The organism is Burkholderia sp. BCC1993, from assembly GCF_905339865.1.
Lineage (GTDB): Bacteria > Pseudomonadota > Gammaproteobacteria > Burkholderiales > Burkholderiaceae > Burkholderia.
In genome coordinates this window covers 104,516-131,467 of the sequence record NZ_CAJPGZ010000023.1, presented here as the reverse complement: position 1 = coordinate 131,467, position 26,952 = coordinate 104,516, and the positions used below count along the sequence as shown (strand labels likewise).

Genomic DNA, 26,952 nt, shown 5'->3' with positions numbered 1-26,952 from the left:
TTCGCGCGTGCCGGCCGGGGCGTCGCGGTCATTGGGCCACCACTGGGGAGAAGCATGATCTTGCTGCATCTGCTGCACGCGCTGGCCGGTGCGATGTCGATCGCCTGCGGGCTGGGCGTGTTGCTCGGCATTGCCTACACGGTCACGGCCAGCGTGCTGGTCGGCCGGTTCTTTTCCCGCGTGCGGGCGGTGCCGTGCGATTATCCGGGCGTCACCGTCGCGAAGCCGCTGCACGGCGACGAATGGAATCTCGTACAGCATCTCGAAAGCTTCTTCGTCCAGGATTATCCTGGGCCGGTACAGCATCTGTTCGGCGTGCACGATGCGGGCGACGCGGCGCTCGCGGCTGTCGAAACGCTGCGCAGGCGCCATCCGGACGCGAACATCAAGGTCGTCGCCGACGCGCGGCTGTACGGGCCGAACCGCAAGATCGCGAATCTCGTCAACATGCTCGAACACGCGGAACATTCAGTGCTGTGTCTTGCCGACAGCGACGTGCTGGTCGAGCGCGATTATCTGCGTGCCGTCGTCGGCGCGCTACAGCAGCCGGAAGTCGGCATCGTGACGAGCGTGTATCGCGGCATCGCGTCGCCGGGCTTCTGGCCCGGTGTCGCCGTCGCGATGACGAACTACCATTTCCTGCCGGGCGTCATCACCGGGCTTTTCATCGGGCGCGCCCGTCCGTGCTTTGGCCAGACGATTGCGATCACGCGCGCGACGCTCGAACGCATCGGCGGGCTCGCGCGTTTCGCGCATCACCTGGCCGAGGATCACGCGCTCGGCGAAGCGGTGCGGCAGGTCGGCGCGCAGGTCGTCGTCCCGCCGTTCGTCGTCGGGCACGCCTGTGTCGAAGAGACGTTCGCCACGCTGTACGCGCACGAATTGCGCTGGAGCTGCACGATCCGGGCGGCGGACCGGCTCGGTCATGCCGGGTCGGTGCTGATGCACCCGTTGCCGCTTGCGGTGCTGGCCGTGCTGTTTTCCGGCGGCACGCTCGCCGCCTGGGGGCTGGCGTTTGCGGCGCTCGTAGCGAGGGCACTGCTGATGTTGAAGACGAGCCGCGCCACCGGCGCGGGTCTGCGCGGCGCGCTCTGGCTGCCGTTCGTCGATTGCCTGCAGTTCGGGGTGTTCGTGTCGAGCTTCTTCTCGTCGCACGTCGTCTGGCGCGGCACGCGCTTTCGCGTCGACCGCGAGGGCTTGTTGTCGCCGGCGGGGAAATCATGACGCACGACACGCATTCCGACCTCGAAGGCGCGGACCGGCGGTCCGCGCGTCGCGACGCGCGTTTGCGGCAAGCGGGGCGCGCGGCGGCGCTGGCCGGGCTGCTGCTCGCGGTATGGCTGGTCTGGCGCGAGCATCCGCTGGAGATCCTGCACCGGCTGCGGATCGCCGGCGCCGGGTTGCTGATCGCCGCGCTGGCTCACATCCTGCCGATGCTCGCGAATGCGTGGGACTGGCGGATGTTGATCCGCGGCCCGCGCCGGCCGTCGTTCGCGACGATGCTCAAGCTCGTGTGGGTCCGCGAATCGATCAACGGATTGTTGCCGGTCGCGCGAATCGGCGGCGAGATCGTATCGTTCGGCCTGCTGCGGCAGGCGGGCGTACGCCCGGCGACCGCCGTGGGGAGCCTCGTCGCCGACATGCAGCTGACATTGATCAGTCAGCTCGTGTTCGCGCTGGTCGCGATCGGCTACGTGCTCGAACACGTATCGTCCGATGCCGCGCAGGTCGCCGCGCGCCTTGCCATCGGCATGGCGGCGCTGGTGCCGGTGCTGCTGCTGTTCGCACTGGTTCAGCACGCGCGGCCGTTCGAGCGCGCGATGCGCGTGGTCAACCGCGTCACGAGCGGCAAGGTGGTGGCGCTGGTCGGCGAATCGGCACGCACCGATCAGTCGATCCGGATGATCTGGCGAAAGAAGGGTATCGTCGCCCGCTATCTGGTGATCTGGCAGACGCTGCAGTTCGCCGGCTATGCGCTGGAAATCTGGCTCGCGCTGCGTTTCCTCGGCGCCGATCCGACGTTCGCTCAGGCGCTCGCGATCGAAGCGCTGATCCAGCTGCTGAGTAGCATCGCGTTCATGATGCCGGGCGGGCTGGGCGTGCAGGAGGGCGGGTTCGTGCTGATCGGCGGGCTGCTCGGGTTCGATGCGCCGACCTGTCTGGCGCTCGCCGGCGCGCGACGGGTGCGCGATCTGCTGTTCTATCTGCCGGGATTGCTGGCGTGGCAGCATGCGGCCGGCGCGGCGCGCCCGCCATCCGGCGCGAAGCGCGCATCGATGCATGTCGGGGAGTCCGCCGGGCCGCGCTGATGCGGCCCGACGTTGCCGGCCTGCCGGGCGGGCGGCGGCGACGCCGAGGCGGCCGCTTGCCTGCCGGGCGGCGCGGCCGTCAACGCCGTTCGTCGGCGATATGACTGCGGATGACGTCCGCGAACGACGTGTCGCCCTTCAGCCCGAGCGCTGCCGCGCGCGTCGTGTCCCAGCGGCCCGGCCAGCTGCCGACGATCTTCTCGACGCGTTCGTCCGGCGCATGGCGGATCAGCTTCACGACCTCGTCGCCCGCGACTTCGCGCAGCGCCGCGATCATCTCGTCGACCGACACCGACAGGCCGGGCAGGTTGATCACGCGCTTGTTGCCGAGCTGCTCGCTGTCGAGCTCGCAACCGGCGACGAGCGCGTCGATCGCGCCGCGCGGCGACAGCAGCCACAGCCGCGTCGACCCCGGCACCGGGCACACGCTTTCCTCGCCGTTCAGCGGCTCGCGGATGATGCCGCTCGCGAACGACGACGCAGCCGCGTTCGGGCGGCCCGGCCGCACGCTGATGGTCGGCAGCCGCAGCACGCGGCCGTCGACGAAGCCGCGGCGCGCGTAGTCGCACAGCAGCAGCTCGGCGATCGCCTTTTCCGCGCCGTACGACGATTGCGGATTCAGTGCGGTATCGTCCTGCACGACGTCGGGCAGCACGCCGCCGTAGACGGCCACCGAGCTCGTGAACACGACGCGCGGACGATGGCCGCGCGCGCGGCACACTTCGAGCAGCGTGCGCGACGCGTCGAGGTTGATCCGCATGCCGAGATCGAAATCGGCTTCGGCCTGCCCGCTGACGATCGCCGCGAGGTGGAAGATCGCGCCCGTCTGCGTGTCGATCGCGCTTTCGAGCACCGCGCGATCGGCGATGTCGCCGACGATCGACGTCACGCGCGCGTCGCCGAAATCGCTACCCTTGACGACGTCGAGCAGCACCAGTTCGTCGATCCTGCTGCTCCGGCCGTCGGGGCCGGTCAGCTCGCCGCGTTCGAGCAGCTTGCGCGCGAGACGCTGGCCGAGAAAGCCGGCGCCGCCGGTGATCAGTACTTTCATGTTCTTTACCCTCTGAGGAATACGGGGAATTACAGGTAAGGCTTGAGCCAGCCGAGGCCCTCGGACGTACCGGCCTTCGGGCGATACTCGCAGCCGATCCAGCCGTCGTAGCCGAGCGCGTCGATCAGCGCGAACAGATACGGGTAATTGAGTTCGCCGATGTCCGGCTCGTGACGCTCGGGCACGCCGGCGATCTGGATGTGGCCGATGCCCGCGAAATCGCGCTTGAGCTTCATCGCGAGGTCGCCCTCGACGATCTGGCAGTGATAGCAGTCGAACTGCACCTTCAGGTTCGGCGCGCTGACTTCCGCGCGGATGTCGTGCGCATCGTCCTGGCGGCTCAGGAAATAGCCGGGCATGTCGCGCTGGTTGATCGGCTCGATCAGGACTGTGATGCCGTGCGCGGCGGCCGCCTGCGTCGCATGCCGCAGGTTCGCGACGTAGGTGTCGCGATGGCGCGCGCGGTCGGCGCCCGGCGCGACCATCCCGGCCATCACGTGCAGCTTCTTGTTGCCGAGCACGCGCGCATAGTCGAGCGCCTGGTCGATGCCGCGCCGGAACTCGTCCTCGCGGCCCGGCAGCGAGGCGATCCCGCGTTCGCCGGCGGCCCAGTCGCCGGGCGGCGCGTTGAACAGCGCCTGCTCGAGGCCGTGCGCGTCGAGGCGCGCGCGGATGTCCTCGGCGGCGAAGTCGTACGGGAACAGGTACTCGACGGCCTTGAAGCCGTCGTACGAGGCAGCGGCGAAGCGTTCGAGGAACGCGTGCTCGGTGTACATCATCGAGAGGTTGGCGGCGAAGCGGGGCATGGCAGCGGTCCGGTGAATGAATGGGGCGGGGCGCCCGGCGCCCCGCGTCGAATGAAGGATCAGCGGTTCACGAGTTTCGCGGGCGTGAGCCACACGGCGATCGCGCCGATCACGAGCATGCCGGCCAGTACGTACATGCCGGACGACGTGCTGTGCGTGGCGTCCTTCAGGTAGCCGATCACATACGGGCTCGCGAACCCGGCGAGGTTGCCGACCGAGTTGATGATCGCGATCCCGGCCGCGGCCGCGGAGCCGGCGAGGAATGCGGTCGGCAGCGACCAGAACAGCGGTGCGCAGGTCAGCACGCCGCCCGCCGCGAGCGACAGGAACACGATCGACACCGCCGTATTGTGCGAGTACGACGCGGCGACCGCAAACCCGGCCGCGCCCATCAGCGCCGGCACGATCAGGTGCCAGCGGCGTTCGCGGCGCTTGTCCGCGCTGTGGCCGAACAGGTTCATCACGACGATCGCGACGACGAACGGGATCGCCGACAGCAGGCCGATCTGCAACGTATCGGTGATGCCGGTCGACTTGACGAGGGTCGGCATCCAGAACGTGAGGCCGTACTGGCCGGTGACGAACGCGAAGTAGATCAGCGACATCCACCACATGCGCGGGTCGGCGAACACGGCCTTCAGCGAATGGCCGTGCTGCTGCTGTTCCTGCGGCTGCGCGGCGATTTCGTCCTCGAGCAGCTGCTTCTCGCGCGCGTCGAGCCACTTCGCGCTGCGGATGCCGTTGTCGAGATACAGGATCGTCGCGATACCGACGAGCAGGGCCGGCACGGCTTCGATCACGAACATCCATTGCCAGCCGTGAAAGCCCGAGCCGCCGTGGAAGCGCTCCATGATCCAGCCCGACAGCGGGTTGCCGAAGATGCCCGACACCGGAATCGCGGACATGAACACCGCGATGATCTTCGCGCGGCGATGAGACGGGAACCAGTACGTGAGGTAGAGGATCACGCCCGGATAGAAGCCGGCTTCCGCGAGACCGAGCAGGAAGCGCAGCACGTAGAACTGCGTCGGCGTCTTCACGAACGCGAATACCGCCGACAGCAGGCCCCACGTGATCATGATCCGCGCGATCCAGATGCGCGCGCCGATGCGGTGCATCAGCAGGTTGCTCGGCAGCTCGAACAGGAAGTAGCCGAGGAAGAAGATGCCGGCGCCGAGGCCGAACACGGTTTCGCTGAACGCGAGGTCCTGCGACATCTGCAGCTTCGCGAAGCCGACGTTCACGCGGTCGAGATACGCGACCACGTAGCAGAGCATCAGGAACGGCACGATGCGCCAGAATACTTTCCTGTAGGTGCGGTCGAGCTCGCCCGATTGGGCGGGCGCGGCGGGCGAGCGGCTTGCGGCCGCGTCGAGAGCAGTCATCGTCGTCTCCAGAGATGTCGTGTGCCGGCGGCGCGTAGGCCGCCGGATCGTGTGTGTGTGCTGACGGAAGGGCCCGCGCACACGGCGGGCATGGGAATCGTTTCGTAGTCCTGCGTGATTCGGATACGCGATGCGTTGCGTTACCAGCGCGCGCCGAAGGCCTGGCGCAGTTCGTCGAGCGCCGCGTCGGACAGCGGTTCGGGCTTCGGGTCCGTCATCAGCCACAGTCGCGCGGTTTCCTCGAGTTCCTCGAGCGCATACGATGCGTGCGACACCGACGGACCCCACATCACCGGGCCGAGGCGGTCGAGCAGCACGCCGCGCACCTGGTCGGCGAGCGCCGCGACTTCGGCCGCGACGGCCGGGTCGCCGGGGCGGCGATAGCGGATCAGCGGAATGTGGCCGACCTTCATCACGTAGTACGGCGTGAGCGGCGGCAGCACGTCGGTGTCGCGCCACACGCCCGCGAGCGTCAGCGCGACGAGGTGCGTCGAATGCGTATGGACGATGCCGTGCGCTTGCGCGTTGCGCGCGTAGATCCCGCGATGCAGCGCGAGCGTCTTCGACGGCTTGCCGCCCGATACCGGCTGGCCGTCGAGGCCGACCTTCGCGATGTCGTTCGGGTCGAGGCGGCCGAGGCACGCGTCGGTCGGCGTGATCAACCAGCCGTCGTCCAGGCGCGCGCTGATGTTGCCGGCGCTGCCGACCGCGTGGCCGCGCGCATACAGGCTCGCGCCGACGACGCAGATCTCTTCGCGCAGTTTGGCTTCGTGACTCATCATGCGGCTCCGTCGAGCGCGCGCAGCGCCTTGTCGAAAAAGTCCACCGTGCCGAAGTTGCCGGATTTCAGCGCGAGGCCGAGCGGCTGCGCATCGATGGTGGCCGTCGCCGGCACGCCCGGATCGATCTGCGCGCCGATCTGCAGCGATTTCACGTCGAGCGCCTGCACGACCGCGCCGGACGTCTCGCCGCCGGCCACGACGAACTTGCGCACGCCGAGGTCGCGCAGGCCGCGGGCGATTGCCGCGAGCGTGCCTTCGACGAGATGGCCGGCCGCTTTGACGCCGAGCGCCTGCTGGACGGCCTTTACTTCGTCGGGCGTCGCGGTCGCGTAGATCAGCACGGGCTGCGGCAGGTGCGAGCGTGCGAACGCGAGCGCTGCGTCGACGACGGGTTCGCCGCGCGAGGCCGCGAGCGGATCGATCCGGAAGCTCGGCCGGCTTTCGCGCCACGCGGCGACCTGTGCGTTGGTCGCCTTCGACGCGCTGCCGGCGAGCACCGCCGACAATCCGTCGATGTGCGGCAGCGAGGCCGCGTTGTCGCGCTCGGGCAGTTGGTCCACGCGGCGGAAATTCGCGGGCAGGCCGAGCGCGACGCCCGAGCCGCCGGTGACGAGCGGCAGGCCCGCGCACGCTTCGCCGAGCACGTAGAGGTCGCGATCCGACAGCGCGTCCGCGATCGCGAAGCGCGTGCCTTCCGCGCGCAGCTGCTCGATCCGCGCGCGCACGGCGGCCGCGCCCAGCGCGATCGTGTCGTAGCGGATCAGGCTGACTTGCGACTTCGTCTGCCGCTGCAGCACGCGTACGAGGTTCGCGTCCTTCATCGGCGTGAGCGGGTGGTTCTCCATCCCCGATTCGTTCAGCAGCACGTCGCCGACGAACAGGTGGCCGCGATAGATCGTGCGGCCGTTCTCCGGGAACGCCGGGCAGGCGATCGTGAAGTCGCCGCCGGCCGCATCGAGCAGCGCATCGGCCACCGGCCCGATGTTGCCCGCGTCGGTCGAATCGAACGTCGAGCAATACTTGAAGAAGAACTGGCGGCACCCTTGCGCGCGCAACCATTCGTAGGCGGCAAGCGATTGCGCGACGGCGTCGGCGGCGGGAATCGTGCGCGACTTCAGCGCGACGACGATCGCGTCGGCGTCGACTGCGGTGCCGCCGGCGGGCACGCCGATCGTCTGCACGGTGCGCATGCCGCTCTTGACGAGCATGTTCGCGAGATCGGTCGCGCCGGTGAAATCGTCGGCGATGCAGCCGAGCAGGGGACGGGAAGCGGAGGCGGTCATGGCGGGAACGTCGTTCGAATCAGCGGGCGGGCGGCAGCGTGATGCCGGGGAAAGTCTTGATCACGGCGGAATCGTCCTCGCTGCCGTGGCCGGCGCTCGATGCGCTCATGAACATCTGGTGCGCGGTGGCCGACAGCGGCAGCGGGAACTTGCTGCGGCGCGCGGTATCGAGCACGAGGCCGAGATCCTTCACGAAGATGTCGACGGCCGACAGCGGCGTGTAGTCGCCGTTCAGGATGTGCGGCACGCGGTTCTCGAACATCCACGAGTTGCCGGCGCTGTGCGTGATCACGTCGTACAGCGCGTCGGCGTCGACGCCTTCGCGCAGGCCGAGCGCCATCGCCTCGGCGGCCGCCGCGATATGCACGCCGGCCAGCAGCTGGTTGATGATCTTCACCTTCGAGCCGATGCCGTGCGCGTCGCCGAGGCGATACACCTTGCCGGCGATCGCGGCGAGCACGTCGTCGCAGCCCGCGTACGCGGCGGCGGGGCCCGACGTCATCATCGTCATCTCGCCGGAGGCCGCGCGCGCGGCGCCGCCGGACACCGGCGCATCGAGCATCTGCAGGCCCGCGGCCTCGATGCGCGCGCCGAGCGCGACCGCGAAGTCGGGCGCGACGGTCGCGCTCGCGATCACGACGCCGCCCGGTTTCATCGCCGCGACCGCGCCGTGCTCGCCGAACAGCACCGTTTCGGTCTGCGCGGCATTGACGACGAGCGTGACGACGACGTCGCACTGCGCGCCGAGTTCGGCCGGGCTCGCGCAGGCCACGCCGCCTTCGGCCGCGAATGCCTGCAGCACGGTGTCGCGCACGTCGCAGGCGTGCACGCGGAACCCCGCGCGCAGCAGCGAGCGGGCGACGCCGAGGCCCATCGCGCCGAGGCCGATGACTCCAACATTTCGTGACATGGTCAACCTTGATCGATTCGGGAAAGGTTCGGGACAACGACGGCGCCGGTTCAGTCCGGGCCGCCGCATTCAGCATTCAGCAACCGGTCATCAGCAGATGCCGGCCTCGGCGAGGCGGCGCGCGGCGTTGTACATGTGCGTGCGCGCCGCGTTGCGCGCTGCCATCGGGTCGCGTGCGCGGATCGCGTCGGCGATCGCCGCGTGCTCCTCGCGCACCTGCCGCGAGAAGTCCTCGCGCGTCGCTTCGTTGCGCCGCGTGACCTTCACGCCGGCCTCGAGGTACTGGTTCAGGAACTGCAGCGTCTTCAGGAAATACGGGTTGCCGGTGACGGCCGCGATCGTGCGGTGGAACGCAACGTCTTCCGCGACACCGTCGCGCCCTTCGGCCACCGCGTCGTCGATCTTGCGCAGCGCATCGTCGATGTCGGCCATGTCGTCGGCGGTGTGATGCAGCGCGGCTTCGGCCGCGACTTCAGCCTCGATCGCGCGGCGCACCGCGAGCAGGTGCGGCAGCGAGCTCGCCTCGACGGCTTCCGCGTAGTCGATCCGCAGCGGCCGGATCGCGCCGTGCTGGTTCACGTACACGCCGCTGCCCTGGCGCGGCTCGACCACGCCTTCGTTCTTCAGGCGCGAGATGGCTTCGCGGATCACGGTGCGGCTCACGCCGAATTCCTGCGCGAGCACGGCTTCCGTCGGCAGCTTGCCGGTGGCCGAGAAACTGCCGACTTCGATCTGCTTCAGCAGTTGCTGCGCGACGTGGTCGCTCATCGCACGGGCGGGAATTTTCTCGAACATGACGCTCTGGTTTGTAAGGTGATGTGGTCATCATACAAATTTGAGGCTGCGTCAGCATCCGGGATAACCCTCGATCAATGGGTGGCAACGTCGGTTAAATTGACTGGAACCGGTTCCAATTGGCGGGAAAATGTGGCGATCGTGCCGGGTTCGATGCGCGGTTGGCGGGCGAAGGGAGGGCGAAGGGAGGGCGAAGGGAGGGCGAAGGGCGAAGGCGAAGGGCGAAGCGCGCGCTGGCGGCGCGCGTGATCGTCAATCAGTCAGCGATGTCTTCGACGGGGTCCGGATCGGTCGCCGCCGACATACCGGCTTCCGCGACTTCCCCGCCGCGCTCGCGATAGGTCGCCGGCGGCACGCCGAACTGCTTGCGGAACTCGCGGCCGAGGTGCGACGCGTCGGCGAACCCGCAGCTCGACGCGATATCGGCGACGGTGCGGTCGGAGCTGGTCAGCAGCCACGCGGCCGTGCGCAGCCGCACCTGCTTCGCGAACGCCTGCGGGCTCTTGCCCGTCTCGGCCTTGAACAGCCGCTCGAGCTGGCGGGTCGACATGTCGAGCTTGCACGCGAGCTCCTCGAGCGGCAGCGCACGCCCGACATGCTGTTCCATCAGGAGAATCGCGCGCTTGACCTTCGGATGCGTGGCCGGCTCGAGGCCCGGCGGATGCGGCTGCGGCGCATTGCCTTTCTGCATCTCGCCGACCAGCAGGATGCGCAGCGCCTTCTGCACGGTCGCATGATCGAAATGGCGCAGCAGGATCGCGGCGGCGACGTCGATCGACGCGCGGCCGCCCGAGCAGGTGATCCGGCGCCGGTCGATCACGAACAGGCGATCGGCGATCAGCAGGTCGGGATCGGCGTTCGGGAAGCGCTCGATGAAATCCCAGTAGTGGAACCAGCTCACGCAGGTGCGGTAGCCGTCGAGCACGTTCGCGCGCATCAGCGTGAACACGCCCGTGCAGATTCCGACGACCGTCGCGCCGCCTGCCGCCGCGCGGCGCACGAACTCGAGCGTTTCGGGGCCGGCTTGCGGCCCCGAATGCAGCAGCCCGCCGACCACGACCACGTAGTCGAACGGCTCGGCACTCTCGAAGGTTTCCCACGGCGTGATCTGGATCCCGCAACTCGCGCGCACCGGCGCCAGCGTTTCGCCGATCACGCTCCAGGCGCAGCGCACCGGCTTGCTGTAGTCGCCGTCGTCGGCCGACAGCCGCAGCATGTCGACGAACCCCGAGAAGGCCGTGAGCGTGAAGTTCGGCAGCAGCACGATGCCGAAGCGGATGCGCCGCGGCGCCGGTTCGGCGAGGGGGAAAGCGGGTACGTCGGGTGTCATCGCGGTCAATCTCGTCACGCCGGGAAGGCGGGTCTCACTTGTTGCACTGTGGTTGCGGGCGCGCCGGCCGACTTGTGGTTTTTCGTCGCCGATCATCGTCAAAACGCACTTTCCGGCCGTCCTGCGCGGGGCTTGGCGCCGGTATCCCACGCCGATGCCGTTTTTGTTCTATCGGCCAATTTTACGCTTTGATGTACTGATGCCAACGACATTTCACGTACGCCCACCCAGAGGAAGCCAGATGAACGTCAGCGCGTTCGACCTGTTCAAGATCGGTATCGGCCCGTCCAGTTCGCATACGGTCGGCCCGATGATCGCCGCGTGCCGCTTCGCGTCGCACATCGAGGACGCGAACCTGCTCGGCTTCGTGCGCCGCGTGCGGGTCGAACTATACGGCTCGCTCGGTGCAACGGGCAAGGGCCACGGCACCGACAAGGCGGTGCTGCTCGGCCTCGAGGGCCACCTGCCGGACACGATCGATCCGGACCTGATCGAGCCGCGGCTCGCGGAGATCCGCGCGGAGAAGTCGCTGGCGCTGCTCGGCAAGCAGACGATCCGCTTCGACGAGAAGGAGAACATCGGCTTCTACCGCAAGCTGATGAGCGGCACGAGCATCGTGCATCCGAACGGGATGCGCTTCCAGGCGTTCGACGAGCACGGCCAGCTGCTCGTCGAGAAAGAGTATTACTCGATCGGCGGCGGCTTCGTCGTGAACCGCGACGGCGATCGCGTGAACGGCGTGCGCGCGGCGGTCGAGGTGCCGTATCCGTTCCGCACCGGTGACGACCTGATGCGCCAGTGCCGCGAACACGGGCTGTCGATCGCCGAACTGATGCTGCGCAACGAATGCGCGCTGCGCCCCGAGGACGAAGTGCGCGCCGGGCTGCTCGCGATCTGGCGCACGATGGCCGCATGCGTCGAGCGCGGCTGCAAGGTCGAGGGCGAACTGCCGGGCCCGATGCGCGTGAAGCGCCGCGCGGCCGAACTGAACGCCCGCCTGCGCGCGCGTTCGGAGGAGTCGCTGCGCGACCCGCTGTCGATGCTCGACTGGGTCAACCTGTATGCGATGGCCGTCAACGAAGAGAACGCGGCGGGCGGCCGGGTCGTCACCGCGCCCACCAACGGCGCGGCCGGCGTGATTCCCGCGGTGCTGCACTACTACGTGAAATTCGTGCCGGGCTCGAACGAAGCCGGCATCGTCGAATTCCTGCTGACGGCCGCGGCGATCGGGATCATCTACAAGGAAACGGCGTCGATCTCCGGCGCGGAAGTCGGCTGCCAGGGCGAAGTGGGCGTCGCGTGCTCGATGGCCGCGGCCGCACTCGCCGCGGTGATGGGCGGCACGCCCGACCAGGTCGAGAACGCGGCCGAGATCGGCATGGAGCACAACCTCGGCATGACCTGCGATCCGGTCGGCGGGCTCGTGCAGATTCCGTGCATCGAACGCAACGCGATGGGCGCGATCAAGGCGCTGAACGCGTCGCGCATGGCGCTCAAGGGTAACGGCCAGCACTACGTCTCGCTTGATTCGGTGATCAAGACGATGCGCGAGACAGGGGCCGACATGAAGACGAAATACAAGGAAACGTCGCGCGGCGGTCTTGCCGTGAACGTCATCGAATGCTAACGAAGGATCACTAACATGAGCCGCTACTCGATATTCAGCCTGTTCCGCAACGGCCTCTCGTATCACGAGAACTGGGAAAAGCAGTGGAAGAGCCCGGAACCGAAGAAGGAATACGACGTCGTGATCGTCGGCGGCGGCGGCCACGGCCTCGCGACCGCCTACTACCTCGCGAAGGAGCACGGCATCACGAACGTCGCGATCCTCGAGAAGGGCTGGATCGGCGGCGGCAACACCGCGCGCAACACGACGATCGTGCGCTCGAACTACCTGTGGGACGAATCGGCCGCGCTGTACGAGAAGGCGATGAAGCTGTGGGAAGGGCTGTCGCAGGACCTCAACTACAACGTGATGTTCAGCCAGCGCGGCGTGATGAACCTCGCGCACACGCTGCAGGACGTGCGTGACACCGAGCGTCGCGTGAACGCGAACCGCCTGAACGGCGTCGACGCCGAATTCCTGACGCCCGCGCAGATCAAGGAAATCGAGCCGACGATCAACCTGAACAGCCGCTACCCGGTGCTCGGCGCATCGATCCAGCGCCGTGCGGGCGTCGCACGTCACGACTCGGTGGCCTGGGGCTTCGCGCGCGGCGCCGACCGCGCCGGTGTCGACATCATCCAGAACTGCCAGGTGACGGGCATTCGCCGCGAAGGCGGCGCGGTGGTCGGCGTCGATACGGTGAAGGGCTTCATCAAGGCGAAGAAGGTCGCGGTGGTCGCAGCCGGCAACACGACGACGCTCGCCGACATGGCCGGCGTGCGCCTGCCGATCGAAAGCCACCCGCTGCAGGCGCTCGTGTCCGAGCCGATCAAGCCGGTGGTGAACTCGGTGATCATGTCGAACGCGGTGCACGCGTACATCAGCCAGTCCGACAAGGGCGACCTCGTGATCGGCGCGGGTATCGACCAGTACACGGGCTTCGGACAGCGCGGCAGCTTCCACATCATCGAAAGCACGCTGCAGGCGATCGTCGAGATGTTCCCGGTGTTCTCGCGCGTGCGGATGAACCGCCAGTGGGGCGGCATCGTCGACGTGTCGCCGGACGCCTGCCCGATCATCACCAAGACCGACGTGAAGGGCCTGTATTTCAACTGCGGCTGGGGTACCGGCGGCTTCAAGGCGACGCCGGGCTCGGGCTGGGTGTTCGCGCACACGATCGCCCGCGACGAACCGCATCCGCTGAACGCCCCGTTCGCGCTCGACCGCTTCTACACGGGCCACCTGATCGACGAACACGGCGCTGCCGCCGTTGCGCACTAAACCCGACGACCATTGGAGAAAGAAACATGTTGCTGATCGAATGTCCGTGGTGCGGGCCGCGCGCCGAATCCGAGTTCACGTGCGGCGGTGAAGCCGACATCGTGCGCCCGGTCGCGAACGAGACCATGACCGACCGCGAATGGGGCGAATACGTGTTCATGCGCGAGAACAAGCGCGGCCTGCACAAGGAGCAATGGCTGCACACGCAGGGCTGCCGCCGCTGGTTCAAGGTGACGCGCGACACGGTGACCTACGATATCAAGGGCTACGAAAAGTTCGGTGGCGCAGCTGCCGGCAACGCACACGAAGAGGGCACGAGCAAATGAGCCAGAAAGACCGCCTCGGCACCGGTGGCCGCATCAATCGCGCGATTCCGCTGACGTTCACGTTCAACGGCCGCACGTATCAGGGCTTCCAGGGCGACACGCTCGCGTCCGCGCTGCTCGCGAACGGCGTGCACTTCGTCGCGCGCAGCTTCAAGTACCACCGTCCGCGCGGGATCGTGACGGCGGACGTCGCGGAACCGAATGCCGTCGTGCAGCTCGAAACCGGCCCGTACACGGTGCCGAACGCGCGCGCGACCGAAATCGAGCTGTACCAGGGCCTCGTCGCGACGAGCGTGAACGCGGAGCCGTCGCTCGAGAACGACAAGTACGCGATCAACCAGAAGTTCTCGCGCTTCATGCCGGCGGGCTTCTACTACAAGACCTTCATGTGGCCGCGCAACATGTGGCCGAAGTACGAAGAGAAGATCCGTGAGGCCGCCGGCCTCGGCAAGGCGCCCGAAGTGCTCGACGCCGATCGCTACGACAAATGCTACGCGCACTGCGACGTGCTCGTGGTCGGCGGTGGCCCGTCGGGCCTCGCCGCCGCGCATGCGGCCGCTACCGCCGGCGCACGCGTGATCCTCGTCGACGACCAGCGCGAACTCGGCGGCAGCCTGCTGTCGTGCCGCGCGGAAATCGACGCGAAGCCGGCGCTGCAATGGGTCGAGAAGATCGAGGCCGAGCTGCGCAAGCTGCCCGACGTGACGATCCTGTCGCGCAGCACGGCGTTCGGCTACCAGGACCACAACCTCGTGACGGTCACGCAGCGCCTGACCGAGCACCAGCCGGTGTCGATGCGCAAGGGCACGCGCGAGCTGCTGTGGAAGGTCCGCGCGAAGCGCGTGATCCTCGCGACCGGCGCGCACGAGCGTCCGATCGTGTTCGGCAACAACGACCTGCCGGGCGTGATGCTCGCCGGCGCGGTGTCCACCTACGTGCATCGCTACGGCGTGCTGCCGGGCCGCAACGTGGTCGTGTTCACGAACAACGACCGTGCGTACCAGACCGCGCTCGACCTGAAGGCGTGCGGCGCGAAGGTGACGGTCGTCGATTCGCGTCCGTCGTCGAACGGCGCGCTGCCCGCGGCCGCGAAGCGGCAGGGCGTGACGGTGATGAGCGGTGCGGTCGTGACGGCCGCTTCGGGCAAGTGGCGCGTATCGTCGGTCGACGTCGCGTCCTACTCGAACGGCCAGACCGGCGGCAAGCTGCAGTCGCTGCCGTGCGACCTCGTCGCGATGTCGGGCGGCTTCAGCCCGGTGCTGCACCTGTTCGCGCAGTCGGGCGGCAAGGCGTGCTGGAGCGACGAGAAGGCGTGCTTCCTGCCGGGCAAGCCCGTGCAGGCCGAAGCGAGCATCGGTGCGGCCGCGGGCGAGTTCGGTCTCGCCCGTGCGCTGCGGCTCGCGGTCGACGCGGGCGCCGAAGCGGCGAAGGCCGCGGGCTACACGGCCGCGCAGCGCCCCGTCGCGCCGCAGGTCGCGGAAGCCGTCGAAGGTGCGCTGCAGCCGTTGTGGCTCGTCGGCAGCCGCGAGGCCGCCGCACGCGGGCCGAAGCAGTTCGTCGACTTCCAGAACGACGTGGCGGCCGCCGACATCCTGCTGGCCGCGCGTGAAGGCTTCGAGTCGGTCGAGCACGTGAAGCGCTACACCGCGATGGGCTTCGGCACCGACCAGGGCAAGCTCGGCAACATCAACGGGATGGCGATCCTCGCGCAGGCGCTCGGCAAGACGATTCCGGAAACGGGCACGACGACGTTCCGCCCGAACTACACGCCCGTATCGTTCGGTACGTTCGCGGGCCGCGAGACGGGCGACTTCCTCGACCCTATCCGCAAGACGGCCGTGCACGAATGGCACGTCGAGCACGGTGCGATGTTCGAGGACGTCGGCAACTGGAAGCGGCCGTGGTACTTCCCGAAGAAGGGCGAGGACCTGCATGCGGCCGTGAAGCGCGAATGCCTCGCGGTGCGCAACAGCGTCGGCATCCTCGACGCGTCGACGCTCGGCAAGATCGACATCCAGGGTCCGGACGCGGTGAAGCTGCTGAACTGGATGTACACGAACCCGTGGAACAAGCTCGAGATCGGCAAGTGCCGCTACGGGCTGATGCTCGACGAAAACGGGATGGTGTTCGACGACGGCGTGACGGTGCGCCTCGCCGACCAGCATTTCATGATGACGACGACCACCGGCGGCGCGGCGCGCGTGCTCACGTGGCTCGAGCGCTGGCTGCAGACCGAATGGCCCGACATGAAGGTGCGGCTCGCGTCCGTCACCGATCACTGGGCGACGTTCGCGGTGGTCGGCCCGAAGAGCCGCAAGGTCCTGCAGAAGGTGTGCCAGGACATCGACTTCGGCAACGACGCGTTCCCGTTCATGAGCTACCGGAACGGCACCGTCGCGGGCGCGAAGGCGCGCGTGATGCGGATCAGCTTCTCCGGCGAACTCGCGTATGAAGTGAACGTGCCGGCCAACGCGGGCCGCGCGGTGTGGGAAGCGCTGATGGCGGCCGGTGCGGAGTTCGACATCACGCCGTACGGCACGGAAACGATGCACGTGCTGCGTGCCGAGAAGGGCTACATCATCGTCGGTCAGGACACCGACGGCTCGATCACGCCGTACGACCTCGGGATGGGCGGCGTCGTCGCGAAGTCGAAGGACTTCCTCGGCAAGCGTTCGCTGTCGCGCTCCGATACGTCGAAGGAAGGCCGCAAGCAGTTCGTCGGCCTGCTGACCGAGGACGAACAGTACGTGCTGCCGGAAGGCGCGCAGATCATCGCGAAGGACACGCAGGTGTCGGCGGTCGATCCGACGCCGATGATCGGCCACGTGACGTCGAGTTATTACAGCCCGATCCTGAAGCGCTCGATTGCGCTGGCGGTGGTGAAGGGCGGCCTGAACAAGATGGGCGAGAGCGTCGTGATTCCGCTGGCCAACGGCAAGCGTGTCATCGCGAAGATCTCGAGCCCGGTTTTCTACGATACCGAAGGGGTGCGCCAGCATGTGGAATGAAACGAGAAACCAGTCGCAGGTGGCGGGCGCGGGCGTGACGCTTGAATCGCCGTTCGTCGGCGCGGCCGATGTGCTGAAGCCGCACCAGGCGCGCGCATCGAAGAAGTTCATGCTGCGCGAGCGGCCGTTCCTCGATCTCGTGAACGTGCGCGGCGAGCTGAGCGACCCGGCCTTCGTCAGCGCGTTCGAGCGCGTGGTCGGCTGCCGGCCGCCGTCGGTGCCGAACACGGTGGCGCGCGGCGCCGAGTACGACGTGCTGTGGCTCGGTCCCGACGAGTGGCTCGTGCGCTCGAACGGGCCCGTGCCGGCGGGCGTGCTCGAGGCGCAACTCGCGGAGGCCGTGCAGGGTTCGTATGCGGCGGCCGTCGACGTCGGCAGCGGCTACACGGTCGTCGAGGTCAGCGGCGAACGCGTGCGCGACGTGATCGCGCGCGGCTGCCCGCTCGACCTGCACCCGCGTGTGCTGAAGCCGGGCCAGTGCGCGCAGTCGCACTACTTCAAGTCGCCGATCACACTGATCCCGACCGGCGGCGATACGTTCGAGATCGTCCTGCGCCGCAGCTTCGCCGACTATTTCGTGCGCATCATGCTCGACGCCGCGGCGCCGCTCGCATCATGAAGCCGTTCGACGAACCGTTCGTGGCGATCGACGCGCCGCGCCTGCGCGGGCGTGGCTGGAGCGTGTTCGTCGACGAACTGAAGGTGCCCGCGCGGATCGGCATCCACGCGTACGAGCACGAGGCGCCGCAGCCGATCGTGATCGATGCGCGGCTCGGGTATCGCTGCGAGCCGAGCGAGCAGGGCGAGTGGATCGACTACGACGGCTACTGCACACGCGTCGCGTCGTTCCTGTCGCACAAGCCGCATACGCGGCTGCTCGAAACGCTCGTCGCCGATCTCGCCGTGCTGTCGTTCCGCGAATGGCCCGCGCTGGAGTCGCTGACGCTGTCGATGTACAAGCCGAAGATCCGGCCGGGGACGAAGCGCGTGGGCGTGTCGCTCGACTGGACGCGCGGGGATTACCTGCGGTGGACGGGGGCGGCGGGGCAGCTTTGAGCGGGTAGGGCTGGTCGGCGGGATCCGGTCAGCGAGAGACGGCGGCGCGGATGCGTCGCCGTTTTGTTTTTAATTCCTGAAATAGCAGAACAATGGCCGGTCGCGGGCCATCGCCGCCTTTATTCCTGAAATGTCGGAACAATGCGCGATCCGGTCGTTCCGTTCGGCTGATGGCACGGGCTCCCCGGCCATCGCCGCGACACCGTTCCGGCATGTCGCGGCGACGGCCGCACGCGACTCCGTCACGCCGCCGCCGCGCCGCTCAACGCCGGATAGTCGACATACCCGCGCGCATCGCCGCCGAAGAACGTGTCGCGCTGCGCGTCGTTCAATGGCGCGCCCGTCTTCACGCGCGTCACGAAATCCGGATTCGCGAGCACCATTTGCCCGTACGCTTCGAGATCGGCGAGACCCGCTGCCACGTCGGCGCCGATCGCATCGCGCGCGCGGCCCGGGCGATTGAGAACCAGCGTGCCGCGCCAGCGCGCGCGCAGATCCGCGAGCAGCGACTCGTCACCCTGGTGCATCACGTGCAGATACGCGAGGCCGAGCGCATCGAGCTGCGTCGCGAGGTAGCGGTACAGGTCGGCGCTGTCCGGACCTTCGTCGATGCCCCACAGCGTGGTGCCGGGCGACAGGCGGATCGCGGTGCGGTCCGCGCCGATCTCGTCGGCGATTGCCGCAGCGACTTCGATCGCGAACCGGGCGCGTTTCTCAATCGATCCGCCGTATGCGTCGGTCCGCGTATTGGCGTTCGGCGCGAAGAACTGCTGGACCAGATACCCGTTCGCACCGTGGATCTCGACGCCGTCGGCGCCGGCTTCGATCGCGCGCCGCGCGGCGAAGCGGAAGTCGTTCACGGTGTCGCGCACCTCGGCAGTCGTCAGCGCGCGCGGCACCGAAATCTCCTGCATGCCCATCGCGGTGAACATCGGCACGCCCGGCGCAATCGCCGACGGCGCGACGCCCGGCCGGTGATGCGGCGTGTTGTCGGGGTGCGACATGCGGCCCACGTGCATCAACTGGATGAACAGCCGGCCGCCGCGTGCGTGCACGTCGTCGCTGATCGTCTTCCAGCCGGCGACGTGCGCGTCGGTATAAATGCCCGGCGTCGTCAGGTAGCCCTGGCCGTCGTCCGACGGCTGCGTGCCCTCGGTAACGATCAGCCCGACGCCCGCACGCTGCGCGTAATACTCGGCGGCCCATGTGCCGGGCGTGCCGTCGAATGCGGCGCGGCTGCGCGTCATCGGCGCCATCACGAGGCGGTTGTCGAGCGTGTACCGGCCGACGCGGACCGGGGCGAACAGTTGCGGCGTATCTTCATCGGCACGTGCCGAAACGAACAGGGGTTTCATCTCGTTTTCCTCATCGAAGTTCGGAATGCGTCATCGGGGCGATGCCGCATCGGGCGCTCGCCGCGCACGTTGCGCCGGCCTCGCGTCCACGTCTGCATCATCCATTGCTTCTTTTTCGAGATAAACCGGGTATCGTGGAGAACATTGATCCATTGGTGGAGCATTCAGCATGGAACTGCTGAACGACATGGCGCTGTTCGTGGAGGTCGTGAAGGCGCGCGGCTTCCGCAGCGCCGCCGACACGCTGGGCATGCCGAACTCGACGCTGTCGCGGCGGATCGCCGCGCTGGAAAAGGCCATCGGCCTGCGCTTGCTGCATCGCACGACGCGCCGGATCGAACTCACGGAGGCCGGACAGCTGTATTTCGCGCGCTGCAAGCGGATCGTCGACGAGGCGCGGCTCGCACACGAGCAGCTCGGCGAGCTGCTGGCCGAACCGTCGGGCGTGCTGCGCGCGTCGTTTCCGGTCGATTTCGCGGTGATCTACCTGACGCCGCTGATCGTCGAATTCGCGGAACGGTATCCGAAGCTGGCGTTCGATTTTGAACTGACGTCGCGGCGCGTCGATCTCGTCAGCGAGCCGTTCGACGTCGCGATCCGCATCGGCGAATCCGCGGACTCGCAACTCGTCGCACGGCGGCTCGCGACGTTCCGCAACTGCCTGTATGCGTCGCCGCGTTATCTCGACCGCGCGGGCGAGCCGCTCGAACCGGCCGACCTGACGCGGCACCAGTGCATGAGCGTGCAACGCGTAGCCGCATGGACGCTGCTCTGCGGCGAGCGCACGGTCGAGGTGCCGGTGGGCAGTCGGTTCGTCGTGAACAGCGTCGGCATGAACCGGCAGCTGGCCGTGCACGGCGCGGGCATCATCCAGTTGCCGGAGGAAGTGGTGGCCGATGATGTGGCCGCCGGCCGGCTGCGCCGCGTGCTGCCCGACTGGGAGGGCACGCCGGTGCCCGTCTATGCGATGACGGAAACGCGGTTGCTGCCTGCGAAGACGCAGGTTTTCATCGAATTCTTGCGCGCGCATTTCGCGCGGGAGTGATGGAGGCGCGCGCGCCGCAGCTTAGTGCGGCGCCTCCAGCTGCGCTTCCCACTTGTTCAGGATGCGCACGCGTGCGTCGCTGAAATCGACCCAGCAATTGATCCACGCGTCGCCCGGCATCATCTGCCGAGGATTGGCGGCCTTCATGTAGTCGCAGGTGTCGCCGGCGAAGCGGGCCCAGCTCGCCTGTGATTTCGCGAGCCGGTTCGCGGCGTCGGGATTGCGCTGATCGAGCTTGCGCTTGAGCGCCCGATACGCGCTGTCGACTTGTTGCTGGCGGGAGTCGAGCAGGCATTGTCGTACGGCCTCCATCGTCGGCCCCTGCTGTTCGCAATCGACGGTGGCGAATGCCGATATGGGGCCGGCCCACAGTGCGACGATGGCGAGAAAACGGGTAGCCGGGTGCATGCGCGGGTCAGTCCGAAAGCCACGTGCGCATCGCGCTTACTTCCCGTTACGCTTCGCTGCCGGCGCCGCGGCGGACGGATCGCTGACCGGCACCATGCGTGCCTTCCCGTCGCTCGCGGTATTCGTATCGTCGTCGGGATCGAGCACGAAGCGGAACGTGTCGACCCGCTGCATCACCTTCGCCGCATACGCGTTGGAGCCGCCATAACTCCTCAGCCCGGCCTGCACGTTGCCGCCGGCCGCCTTCACGTAGCCCGACAGGATTTTGGAGCCCGCTTCGACGTTCGCATTCGGCTCGGTCAGGTCCTTCACGTCGCGCAGCATGCCGCGGTGTGCTGCAGGCACGACCTGCATCAGCCCGGTCGCGCCATGCTGGCCGCGCGCTTTTTCCTGAAAGCGCGATTCGATCGAGATGATCGCGTAAACGAGTGCCGGAGGCAGCGAATATTTCGTCGCAGTGATGCTCACGATATCGGCGAGCTTCGCGGCGCGCTCTTTCGCAACGCCGAATTTCTTCGTCAGGTAGGAGGTGATGCGGCGGTTTGATTCGTTCGGCTGATCGTTCGCGAGCGGGGCGGAGGCCTCGGCCGGCGCGGATGCGGCCGCTTCGGGCGCAGAGGCAGGCAGCGTTGGCGCCTGCTGCGCGGAGGCCTGTTGCGCAATGCCGAGCGAGAGCACGATCAGCCAGAGAAACCGTCGTCGCATGGTGGAGTGCGGGGAAATGAGAGGCGCATAGTATATCGGCCAATCGTCGTGCGTGTTCGAGCGCAGGCTCGAATGAAAGCACGATGTAGGCTTGTTTCGATGCGCGCGGTGCGCAGACAGGATCGTTGCACGAACACGCATCGGAGTCCGGATGAAGCGCGCCCGGTTTTTTTGCGCCCCCTTTTTCGCCCGCGACGCAGCGACTGCGAGGGCGTAATCCGCCTGCCGCGTGCTACGCCCGTCGCGCGCCCGCCACCCGCGCGATCGTCCCGATCGCATCGCTGACCAGCACCGCGAGCAGCCCGACGATCACACCGCCCTGCAGCACGAACGCGGTGTTCGACGTCTGCAGGCCCGCGATGATCACGTCGCCGAGCCCGCGCGCGGCAACCGTCGAGCCGATCGTCGCGGTGCCGAGATTGATCACGACCGCGAGCCGGATGCCGTTCACGATCACCGGAAACGCGAGCGGCAGCTCGACCGACACCAGCTGCTGCCAGCCGCTCATCCCCATCCCGCGCGCGGCGTCGACGACGTCGCGCGGCACGTCCTCGAGCCCCGCGATCGTGCTCTCGAAAATCGGCAGGAGCCCGTACAGAACGAGCGCGATCAGCACGGGTTTCAACCCGAAGCCGACGGCCGGTACCGCGAGCGCGAGCACCGCGACGGGCGGAAAGGTCTGGCCGATGTCGACGACGCTGCGCGCGACCGGCAGGAAATCCGCGCCGGACGGCCGCGTGACCGCGATCCCGGCCGCGACCGCGACCAGCGTGCCGAGCAGGCTCGACAGCGCGACGGTGCCGAGATGCGCGAGCGTGAGATCGAGCAGGCTCGCGCGATCGTAGATGACCGGCGCGCCGTTGTCCGCGAACGGCGCGAATACGCCCTGCAGCCACGCGGGGCGCAACAGCAGCACGAGCAGCAGCGCGAGCGCGGCCGCGCGCGCGACATGCGCGGGCAGCCGCCGCGGCCGGGGCGAATGCGAATGCGCGGGCCGCGTCGTCATGCGGGCTTCCTCGCGTGCGCGCGGATCGCGTCGAGCGTGATGCGGCGCACGGCGTGCCCGTTGCCGCCTTCGACCGGCAACGCGTCCGCTCCGCGCCACAGCAGCTCGGACACCGCGTCGCGCAGCGTGCGCGTCGCGGCGATCGGTTCGCCGTCGGCGTGACCGGGCTCGGCCACCGCGTCGATCGGCGTCAGCGCGAGCAAGCGCAGCGGCCGGTCGACGCCGGCGACGAGCTGCTCGACGACACCCGCCGCCGGCTTGCCGAGAATCTCGGCCGGCGACGCGACCTGCAGCAGCCGTCCGCCGTCCATCACCGCGATCGTGTCGCCGAGCTTCAGCGCTTCCTCGATATCGTGCGTGACGATCACGACCGTGATGCCGAGGCGGCGCTGCAGTGCGTACAGATCGTCCTGCGCCTTGTTGCGGATGATCGGATCGAGGGCGCCGAACGGCTCGTCCATCAGCAGCATCGCGGGCTCGGCCGCGAGCGCGCGCGCGACGCCGACGCGCTGCTGCTGGCCGCCCGACAGTTCGTGCGGCAGCTTGTCCGCGAATTCGGACGGCGCGAGATGAAACAGGTCGAGCAGTTCGCGCACGCGCGCGTCGATGCGCTCGGCCGGCCAGCCGAGCAGGCGCGGCACGGTCGCGATATTGCGCGCGACGCTCCAGTGCGGGAACAGGCCGTGCCCCTGGATCACGTAGCCGATGCGCCGCCGCAGCTGCTCGGGCGGCACGCTCGCGGTGTCGACGCCGTCGATGCGGATCGTGCCGCCGGTCGGCGCGATCAGCCGGTTGATCATCCGCAGCAGCGTCGACTTGCCGCTGCCCGAGGCGCCGACGAGCGCGGTGATCGTGCCTTGCTTCATCGTCATCGATACGTCGTCGACGGCGACGACGTCGCCGAAGCGTTTGCCGATGCGTTCGATCTCGATCATGCGGTACGTCCCTTCGCGAGCGTGGTCGCGGCTTCGAACACGACGGCGGCCGCCAGCGCGAGCGCGATGGTCGGGATCGCGCCGAGCAGCACGAGATCGGCGGCCGATTGCCCGATTCCCTGGAAGATGAAGGTGCCGAACCCGCCGCCGCCGATCAGCGCGGCGACCGCGGTCAGGCCGATGTTTTGCACCAGCACGATGCGCACGCCGCTCAGGATCACCGGCAACGCGAGTACGAGATCGACGCGCAGCAGCCGCTGCGCGCGCGTCATGCCCATCGCGCGTGCTGCTTCGGTCACGTGCGGCGGCACCTGCTCGAGCCCGACCACGACGCTCGACGCGATCGGCAGCAGCGAGTAGAGAAACAGCGCGAGCACGGCCGGCGCGACGCCGATCCCGCGGATGCCGAGCGCGGCCGCGAGCGGCACGTGCGCGGCGAGCAGGCCGAGCGGCGCCATCATCAGCCCGTACATCGCGATGCTCGGGATCGTCTGCACGATATTGAGCACCGGCATCACGACGGTGCGCACCGGCGCGACCCGCGCGCACGCGATGCCGAGCGGCAGGCCCGCGATGAGCGCGGCCGCGACCGAGCCGCCCGCGAGCGCGACGTGCCGGATTGCCTCGCGCCAGAAGTCGTCGCTGCGCACCGCGTACTCGCGCATTACGGACAGGCCATCCCACCAGCCGCTCGCGAGCGGCAGCGATATCGCTGCCATGGCGACGGCGAGCGCGACGAGGCGTCGCCACGGGCCGAATGCGAGCCGCGCGAGCGCGTCGGCGACGAGCACGGCCCACGCGAACAGCAGCAGCCACACGCCTGCCGCGGGCGACACGCGTGCGAGCGCGTCGTCGGGGGCGACGGCGTGCGTCGCGGCCGCACCGACCGCGTAGGCCAGCGTCGCGAGCCACGTGCAGCCGGCCGCGAGCCGCCATGCGGGACGGCTCGCCGTCATCGCCCACAACGCGCCGGCGAGCCACAGCGCGGCGAGCGCGGCACCCTGCACGGCGGGCAGCGCGGCGAATACCGACAGCCCCGTGCCGGCCGCGATGCGGTTCGGCCGCAGCACCATGAACGGCATGCCGAACACCGCCACGATCGTCAGGACACCGATCAGGATACCGACCTTGTCGAGCGTGATGCGTCGCGCGGACGCCACCGCGCGACCCGTCACTTAACGAAGCCTTTCGACTTCAGGTAGCTTTTCGCCACGCCGGCCGCCGGTTCGCCGTTGATCTGGATGCGCGCGTTCAGCGTCTGCAGCGTCTTCAGGTCGAGGCTCGCGAACACGGGTTTCAGGAAGTCGGCGATTTGCGGATGCGCGTTCAGCACGGCTTCGCGAATCACCGGCGTCGGCGCATAGACGGGCTGCACGTGCTTGTCGTCGTCGAGCACGACGAGGCCGCTCGACGAGATGCCGCCGTCGGTGCCGTACACCATCGCCGCGTTCACGCCGTCGGTCTGGTTCGCGGCGGCCTTGATCGTCGCGGCCGTGTCGCCGCCCGACAGCACGACGAGCTGATCGGGTTTCAGCTTGAAGCCGTATGCCTTTTCGAACGACGGCAGCGCGGATGCGCTGTTCACGAACTCGGCCGATGCCGCGAGCTTCAGCTTGCCGCCGCCCGCGATCCACTTGCCGAAGTCGGAGAAGGTCTTCAGGTGCTGCGCTTGCGCGACCGGCGCGAGCACGGCGACGCCCCACGTGTTGTTCGCGGGCGCCGGCGTCAGCCAGACGAGATGGTTCGCCGCGTAGTCGAGCTTCTTCGCGGTGTCGTAGCCCTGGCTCGCGTTCTTCCACAGGGGATCGTCGGCCTTGTTGAAGAAGAACGCCGCGTTGCCCGTGTATTCGGGGTAGATGTCGATCTCGCCGCTCGTGAGCGCCTTGCGCACGATCGGGGTCGTGCCGAGCGCGATCTTTTCGGTGACGGGGATGCCGTGGGCCTTCAGCACCTGTGCGATGACGTTGCCGAGCAGGTTGCCTTCGGTGTCGATCTTCGATGACACCACGACGGGCGTGTCGGCATGCGCGCCGGGTGCGACGACTGCGGCGGCGAACGCGAGGCCCAGGATGCGGGCGGGCAGGGCGAGCTTCATCGGGGCCTTTCTCCAGAACGGGGACGTACGCCGAAAGTTACTTGACTGAGTCGGCTTTGGCAAACCGCGTGCGGCGGCACGTCCACAGCACGCGTGGGGGTAACCTGCACGCGTCGCGCGCCGTTGTTACACTGGAGCGCATTCCCGCCTGCGGACACTTGCTGACATGAAGCCCGAGCTGCTGGTCCTTATCGCGCTGCGCGACGACGCGCACCGCCAGATCGCCGCGTCGTACGACGTCCACCATGCACCGACCGCCGAGGAACGCGAGCGCGCGATCGCCGAACACGGCCGCACGATTCGCGCGGTGTTGACCAACGGCAGCACGGGCCTGACAGCCGCCGAAATCGATCGTCTGCCGCAGCTCACGTTCGTCAGCGCGCTCGGCGCCGGCTACGAGCACATCGACGTCGCGCATGCGAAGGCGCGCGGCATCACCGTGGTGACGGGCGCGGGCACCAACGACGATTGCGTCGCCGATCATGCGTTCGCGCTGCTGCTGGCGGCGGTGCGCAACGTCGTGCAACTCGATGCGAAAACCCGCGCGGGCGTATGGCGCGACGCGCTGCCGATGCCGCCGAACGTGTCGGGCAAGAAGCTCGGTATCGTCGGGCTCGGCAAGATCGGCGAGAAATGCGCGCGTCGCGCGGCCGGCTTCGACATCGAGATCGGTTATCACAACCGTTCCGGGAAGGATGTTCCGTATCGCTATTTCGAGCGCGTCGAGGCGCTCGCGCAATGGGCCGATTTCCTGATCGTCGCGACGCCGGGCGGCGCGGGCACGCGTCACCTGATCGACCGCGCGGTGCTCGATGCGCTCGGCCCCGGCGGGTTTCTCGTCAACGTGTCGCGCGGCAGCGTTGTCGATACCGCCGCTTTGGCGGATGCGCTGCGCGAACGGCGCATCGCGGGCGCGGGGCTCGACGTCTACGAAGGCGAGCCGGCGCCGCCGCGCGCGCTGACGGCGCTCGACAATATCGTGCTGACGCCGCACATGGGCGGCTGGTCGCCGGAGGCGCTCGATCGCTCGGTCCAGCAGTTTCTTGATAATGCCGCGCGGCATTTTGCCGGGGAGCCGGTGCTGACGCCGCTGTGAGTGCGGTCCGTGCGGCGCGCGGGCATGTATCCGCAACCCGCACGCGAAAATGAAAGAAATTCGCTTCACGGCCGGCCATTCGGCGCCGGAACATCGATCCCGCTGCAATGACATCGCACTCCATGCCGTCCGGCCGCTGCCGGACGTGTGCCGTTCATGGAGACGATCGATGACTATCGCTGCCGTACCCTTCGTGCCGAGCCGCGGCGGGATCAGCCGCAACCCCCGCGAACATGCCGGCGGCGATCAGCTCGTCGAGCGCGCGAACGTGTTGCCGGATGTCGTGCTCAGGTGTCTTGCGGCGGGCTGAGCCGCGTCGCCGATGAAGAACGGCGCCACGCAACGGTGCAGCATCGCCGCGTGGCGCCCAGGGTACGTT

Annotated in this window: 25 protein-coding genes and 1 pseudogene; 11 read left to right on the top strand and 15 right to left on the bottom strand. The window is 68.2% G+C overall.

Going from position 1 to position 26,952, the window contains the following annotated elements; translation table 11 throughout:
* Positions 1-54 precede the first annotated feature (54 nt).
* Together hpnI and U4Y91_RS32345 are read left to right on the top strand one after the other, a co-directional pair.
* Positions 55-1,224: a bacteriohopanetetrol glucosamine biosynthesis glycosyltransferase HpnI gene (gene hpnI, locus U4Y91_RS32350; RefSeq protein WP_321808464.1), complete on the top strand. Its 1,170-nt coding sequence runs from the start codon at positions 55-57 to the stop codon at positions 1,222-1,224.
* The gene (locus tag U4Y91_RS32345) at positions 1,221-2,309 is read left to right on the top strand and encodes a lysylphosphatidylglycerol synthase domain-containing protein (protein ID WP_321808463.1); all 1,089 of its coding nucleotides are present in this window, start codon (positions 1,221-1,223) and stop codon (positions 2,307-2,309) included. The genes hpnI and U4Y91_RS32345 overlap by 4 nt, the downstream gene beginning before the upstream one ends.
* 79 nt (positions 2,310-2,388) lie before the next feature.
* On the opposite strand, the gene denD is transcribed toward U4Y91_RS32345, so the two are convergent.
* From denD to U4Y91_RS32305, 8 genes are all read right to left on the bottom strand, one after another.
* Entirely contained in the window at positions 2,389-3,360 is a 972-nt protein-coding gene (gene denD, locus U4Y91_RS32340) for a D-erythronate dehydrogenase (protein WP_321808462.1), read from the bottom strand.
* A gap of 29 nt (positions 3,361-3,389) precedes the next feature.
* Positions 3,390-4,166, bottom strand: a complete 777-nt coding sequence (otnI, locus tag U4Y91_RS32335) for a 2-oxo-tetronate isomerase (protein ID WP_321808461.1) — start codon at positions 4,164-4,166, stop codon at positions 3,390-3,392.
* 59 nt (positions 4,167-4,225) lie between these two features.
* A complete protein-coding gene (locus U4Y91_RS32330; protein ID WP_321808460.1) occupies positions 4,226-5,551 on the bottom strand; it encodes an MFS transporter in 1,326 nt (441 codons plus the stop codon).
* Between the two features lie 140 nt (positions 5,552-5,691).
* Positions 5,692-6,333 carry an aldolase gene (locus U4Y91_RS32325; RefSeq protein ID WP_415750521.1) on the bottom strand — a complete coding sequence of 214 codons (642 nt, stop codon included), beginning with the start codon at positions 6,331-6,333 and terminating at the stop codon, positions 5,692-5,694.
* Positions 6,330-7,616, bottom strand: coding sequence for a 3-oxo-tetronate kinase (otnK, locus tag U4Y91_RS32320; protein WP_321808459.1), 1,287 nt, complete (start codon positions 7,614-7,616; stop codon positions 6,330-6,332). The genes U4Y91_RS32325 and otnK overlap by 4 nt, the downstream gene beginning before the upstream one ends.
* 19 nt (positions 7,617-7,635) lie before the next feature.
* Positions 7,636-8,526 carry an L-threonate dehydrogenase gene (ltnD, locus tag U4Y91_RS32315; protein ID WP_321808458.1) on the bottom strand — a complete coding sequence of 297 codons (891 nt, stop codon included), beginning with the start codon at positions 8,524-8,526 and terminating at the stop codon, positions 7,636-7,638.
* Between the two features lie 90 nt (positions 8,527-8,616).
* The gene (locus tag U4Y91_RS32310; RefSeq protein WP_059452152.1) at positions 8,617-9,321 is read right to left on the bottom strand and encodes a FadR/GntR family transcriptional regulator; all 705 of its coding nucleotides are present in this window, start codon (positions 9,319-9,321) and stop codon (positions 8,617-8,619) included.
* A gap of 256 nt (positions 9,322-9,577) precedes the next feature.
* Positions 9,578-10,651, bottom strand: coding sequence for a GlxA family transcriptional regulator (locus U4Y91_RS32305; RefSeq protein WP_321808457.1), 1,074 nt, complete (start codon positions 10,649-10,651; stop codon positions 9,578-9,580).
* A 241-nt stretch (positions 10,652-10,892) separates the two neighbouring features.
* Between U4Y91_RS32305 and U4Y91_RS32300 the strand changes: the two genes are divergently transcribed.
* The 6 genes from U4Y91_RS32300 to U4Y91_RS32275 are packed head-to-tail and all read left to right on the top strand — an operon-like array spanning position 10,893 to position 17,928.
* On the top strand, positions 10,893-12,278 hold the full coding sequence (locus U4Y91_RS32300; protein ID WP_321808456.1) for an L-serine ammonia-lyase: 1,386 nt from the start codon (positions 10,893-10,895) through the stop codon (positions 12,276-12,278).
* A gap of 15 nt (positions 12,279-12,293) precedes the next feature.
* Positions 12,294-13,538, top strand: coding sequence for a sarcosine oxidase subunit beta family protein (locus U4Y91_RS32295; protein WP_321808455.1), 1,245 nt, complete (start codon positions 12,294-12,296; stop codon positions 13,536-13,538).
* Positions 13,539-13,564: 26 nt separating this feature from the next.
* On the top strand, positions 13,565-13,864 hold the full coding sequence (locus tag U4Y91_RS32290; protein ID WP_124485108.1) for a sarcosine oxidase subunit delta: 300 nt from the start codon (positions 13,565-13,567) through the stop codon (positions 13,862-13,864).
* Entirely contained in the window at positions 13,861-16,872 is a 3,012-nt protein-coding gene (locus U4Y91_RS32285; protein WP_321808454.1) for a sarcosine oxidase subunit alpha family protein, read from the top strand. The genes U4Y91_RS32290 and U4Y91_RS32285 overlap by 4 nt, the downstream gene beginning before the upstream one ends.
* Positions 16,862-17,491, top strand: coding sequence for a sarcosine oxidase subunit gamma (locus U4Y91_RS32280; RefSeq protein ID WP_321808453.1), 630 nt, complete (start codon positions 16,862-16,864; stop codon positions 17,489-17,491). Before U4Y91_RS32285 ends, U4Y91_RS32280 begins: the two co-directional genes overlap by 11 nt.
* The gene (locus U4Y91_RS32275; protein ID WP_321808452.1) at positions 17,488-17,928 is read left to right on the top strand and encodes a dihydroneopterin aldolase; all 441 of its coding nucleotides are present in this window, start codon (positions 17,488-17,490) and stop codon (positions 17,926-17,928) included. The genes U4Y91_RS32280 and U4Y91_RS32275 overlap by 4 nt, the downstream gene beginning before the upstream one ends.
* A gap of 242 nt (positions 17,929-18,170) precedes the next feature.
* On the opposite strand, the gene U4Y91_RS32270 is transcribed toward U4Y91_RS32275, so the two are convergent.
* On the bottom strand, positions 18,171-19,283 hold the full coding sequence (locus U4Y91_RS32270; RefSeq protein ID WP_321808451.1) for an alkene reductase: 1,113 nt from the start codon (positions 19,281-19,283) through the stop codon (positions 18,171-18,173).
* A gap of 169 nt (positions 19,284-19,452) precedes the next feature.
* Between U4Y91_RS32270 and U4Y91_RS32265 the strand changes: the two genes are divergently transcribed.
* Positions 19,453-20,328, top strand: coding sequence for a LysR family transcriptional regulator (locus U4Y91_RS32265; protein WP_321808450.1), 876 nt, complete (start codon positions 19,453-19,455; stop codon positions 20,326-20,328).
* Between the two features lie 21 nt (positions 20,329-20,349).
* Here the strand turns inward: U4Y91_RS32265 and U4Y91_RS32260 are convergent, their stop codons facing one another.
* The 6 genes from U4Y91_RS32260 to U4Y91_RS32235 form a co-directional block, all read right to left on the bottom strand.
* Positions 20,350-20,736: a lysozyme inhibitor LprI family protein gene (locus U4Y91_RS32260; protein ID WP_321808449.1), complete on the bottom strand. Its 387-nt coding sequence runs from the start codon at positions 20,734-20,736 to the stop codon at positions 20,350-20,352.
* A 36-nt stretch (positions 20,737-20,772) separates the two neighbouring features.
* Complete coding sequence (locus U4Y91_RS32255) at positions 20,773-21,441, bottom strand: lytic transglycosylase domain-containing protein (RefSeq protein ID WP_321808448.1); 669 nt, start codon at positions 21,439-21,441, stop codon at positions 20,773-20,775.
* A gap of 232 nt (positions 21,442-21,673) precedes the next feature.
* Positions 21,674-22,447 carry an ABC transporter permease gene (locus U4Y91_RS32250; protein ID WP_321808447.1) on the bottom strand — a complete coding sequence of 258 codons (774 nt, stop codon included), beginning with the start codon at positions 22,445-22,447 and terminating at the stop codon, positions 21,674-21,676.
* The gene (locus U4Y91_RS32245) at positions 22,444-23,382 is read right to left on the bottom strand and encodes an ABC transporter ATP-binding protein (protein WP_124521431.1); all 939 of its coding nucleotides are present in this window, start codon (positions 23,380-23,382) and stop codon (positions 22,444-22,446) included. The genes U4Y91_RS32250 and U4Y91_RS32245 overlap by 4 nt, the downstream gene beginning before the upstream one ends.
* Positions 23,379-24,557, bottom strand: coding sequence for an ABC transporter permease (locus U4Y91_RS32240; protein ID WP_321808446.1), 1,179 nt, complete (start codon positions 24,555-24,557; stop codon positions 23,379-23,381). The genes U4Y91_RS32245 and U4Y91_RS32240 overlap by 4 nt, the downstream gene beginning before the upstream one ends.
* Positions 24,554-25,477 carry an ABC transporter substrate-binding protein gene (locus tag U4Y91_RS32235; RefSeq protein WP_044844405.1) on the bottom strand — a complete coding sequence of 308 codons (924 nt, stop codon included), beginning with the start codon at positions 25,475-25,477 and terminating at the stop codon, positions 24,554-24,556. Before U4Y91_RS32235 ends, U4Y91_RS32240 begins: the two co-directional genes overlap by 4 nt.
* Positions 25,478-25,643: 166 nt before the next feature.
* Between U4Y91_RS32235 and U4Y91_RS32230 the strand changes: the two genes are divergently transcribed.
* Together U4Y91_RS32230 and U4Y91_RS32225 are read left to right on the top strand one after the other, a co-directional pair.
* Positions 25,644-26,573, top strand: a complete 930-nt coding sequence (locus U4Y91_RS32230) for a 2-hydroxyacid dehydrogenase (protein WP_321808445.1) — start codon at positions 25,644-25,646, stop codon at positions 26,571-26,573.
* 178 nt (positions 26,574-26,751) lie between these two features.
* A pseudogene (locus U4Y91_RS32225) lies at positions 26,752-26,883 on the top strand (Zn-dependent hydrolase); the annotation flags it as partial.
* Positions 26,884-26,952 lie beyond the last annotated feature (69 nt).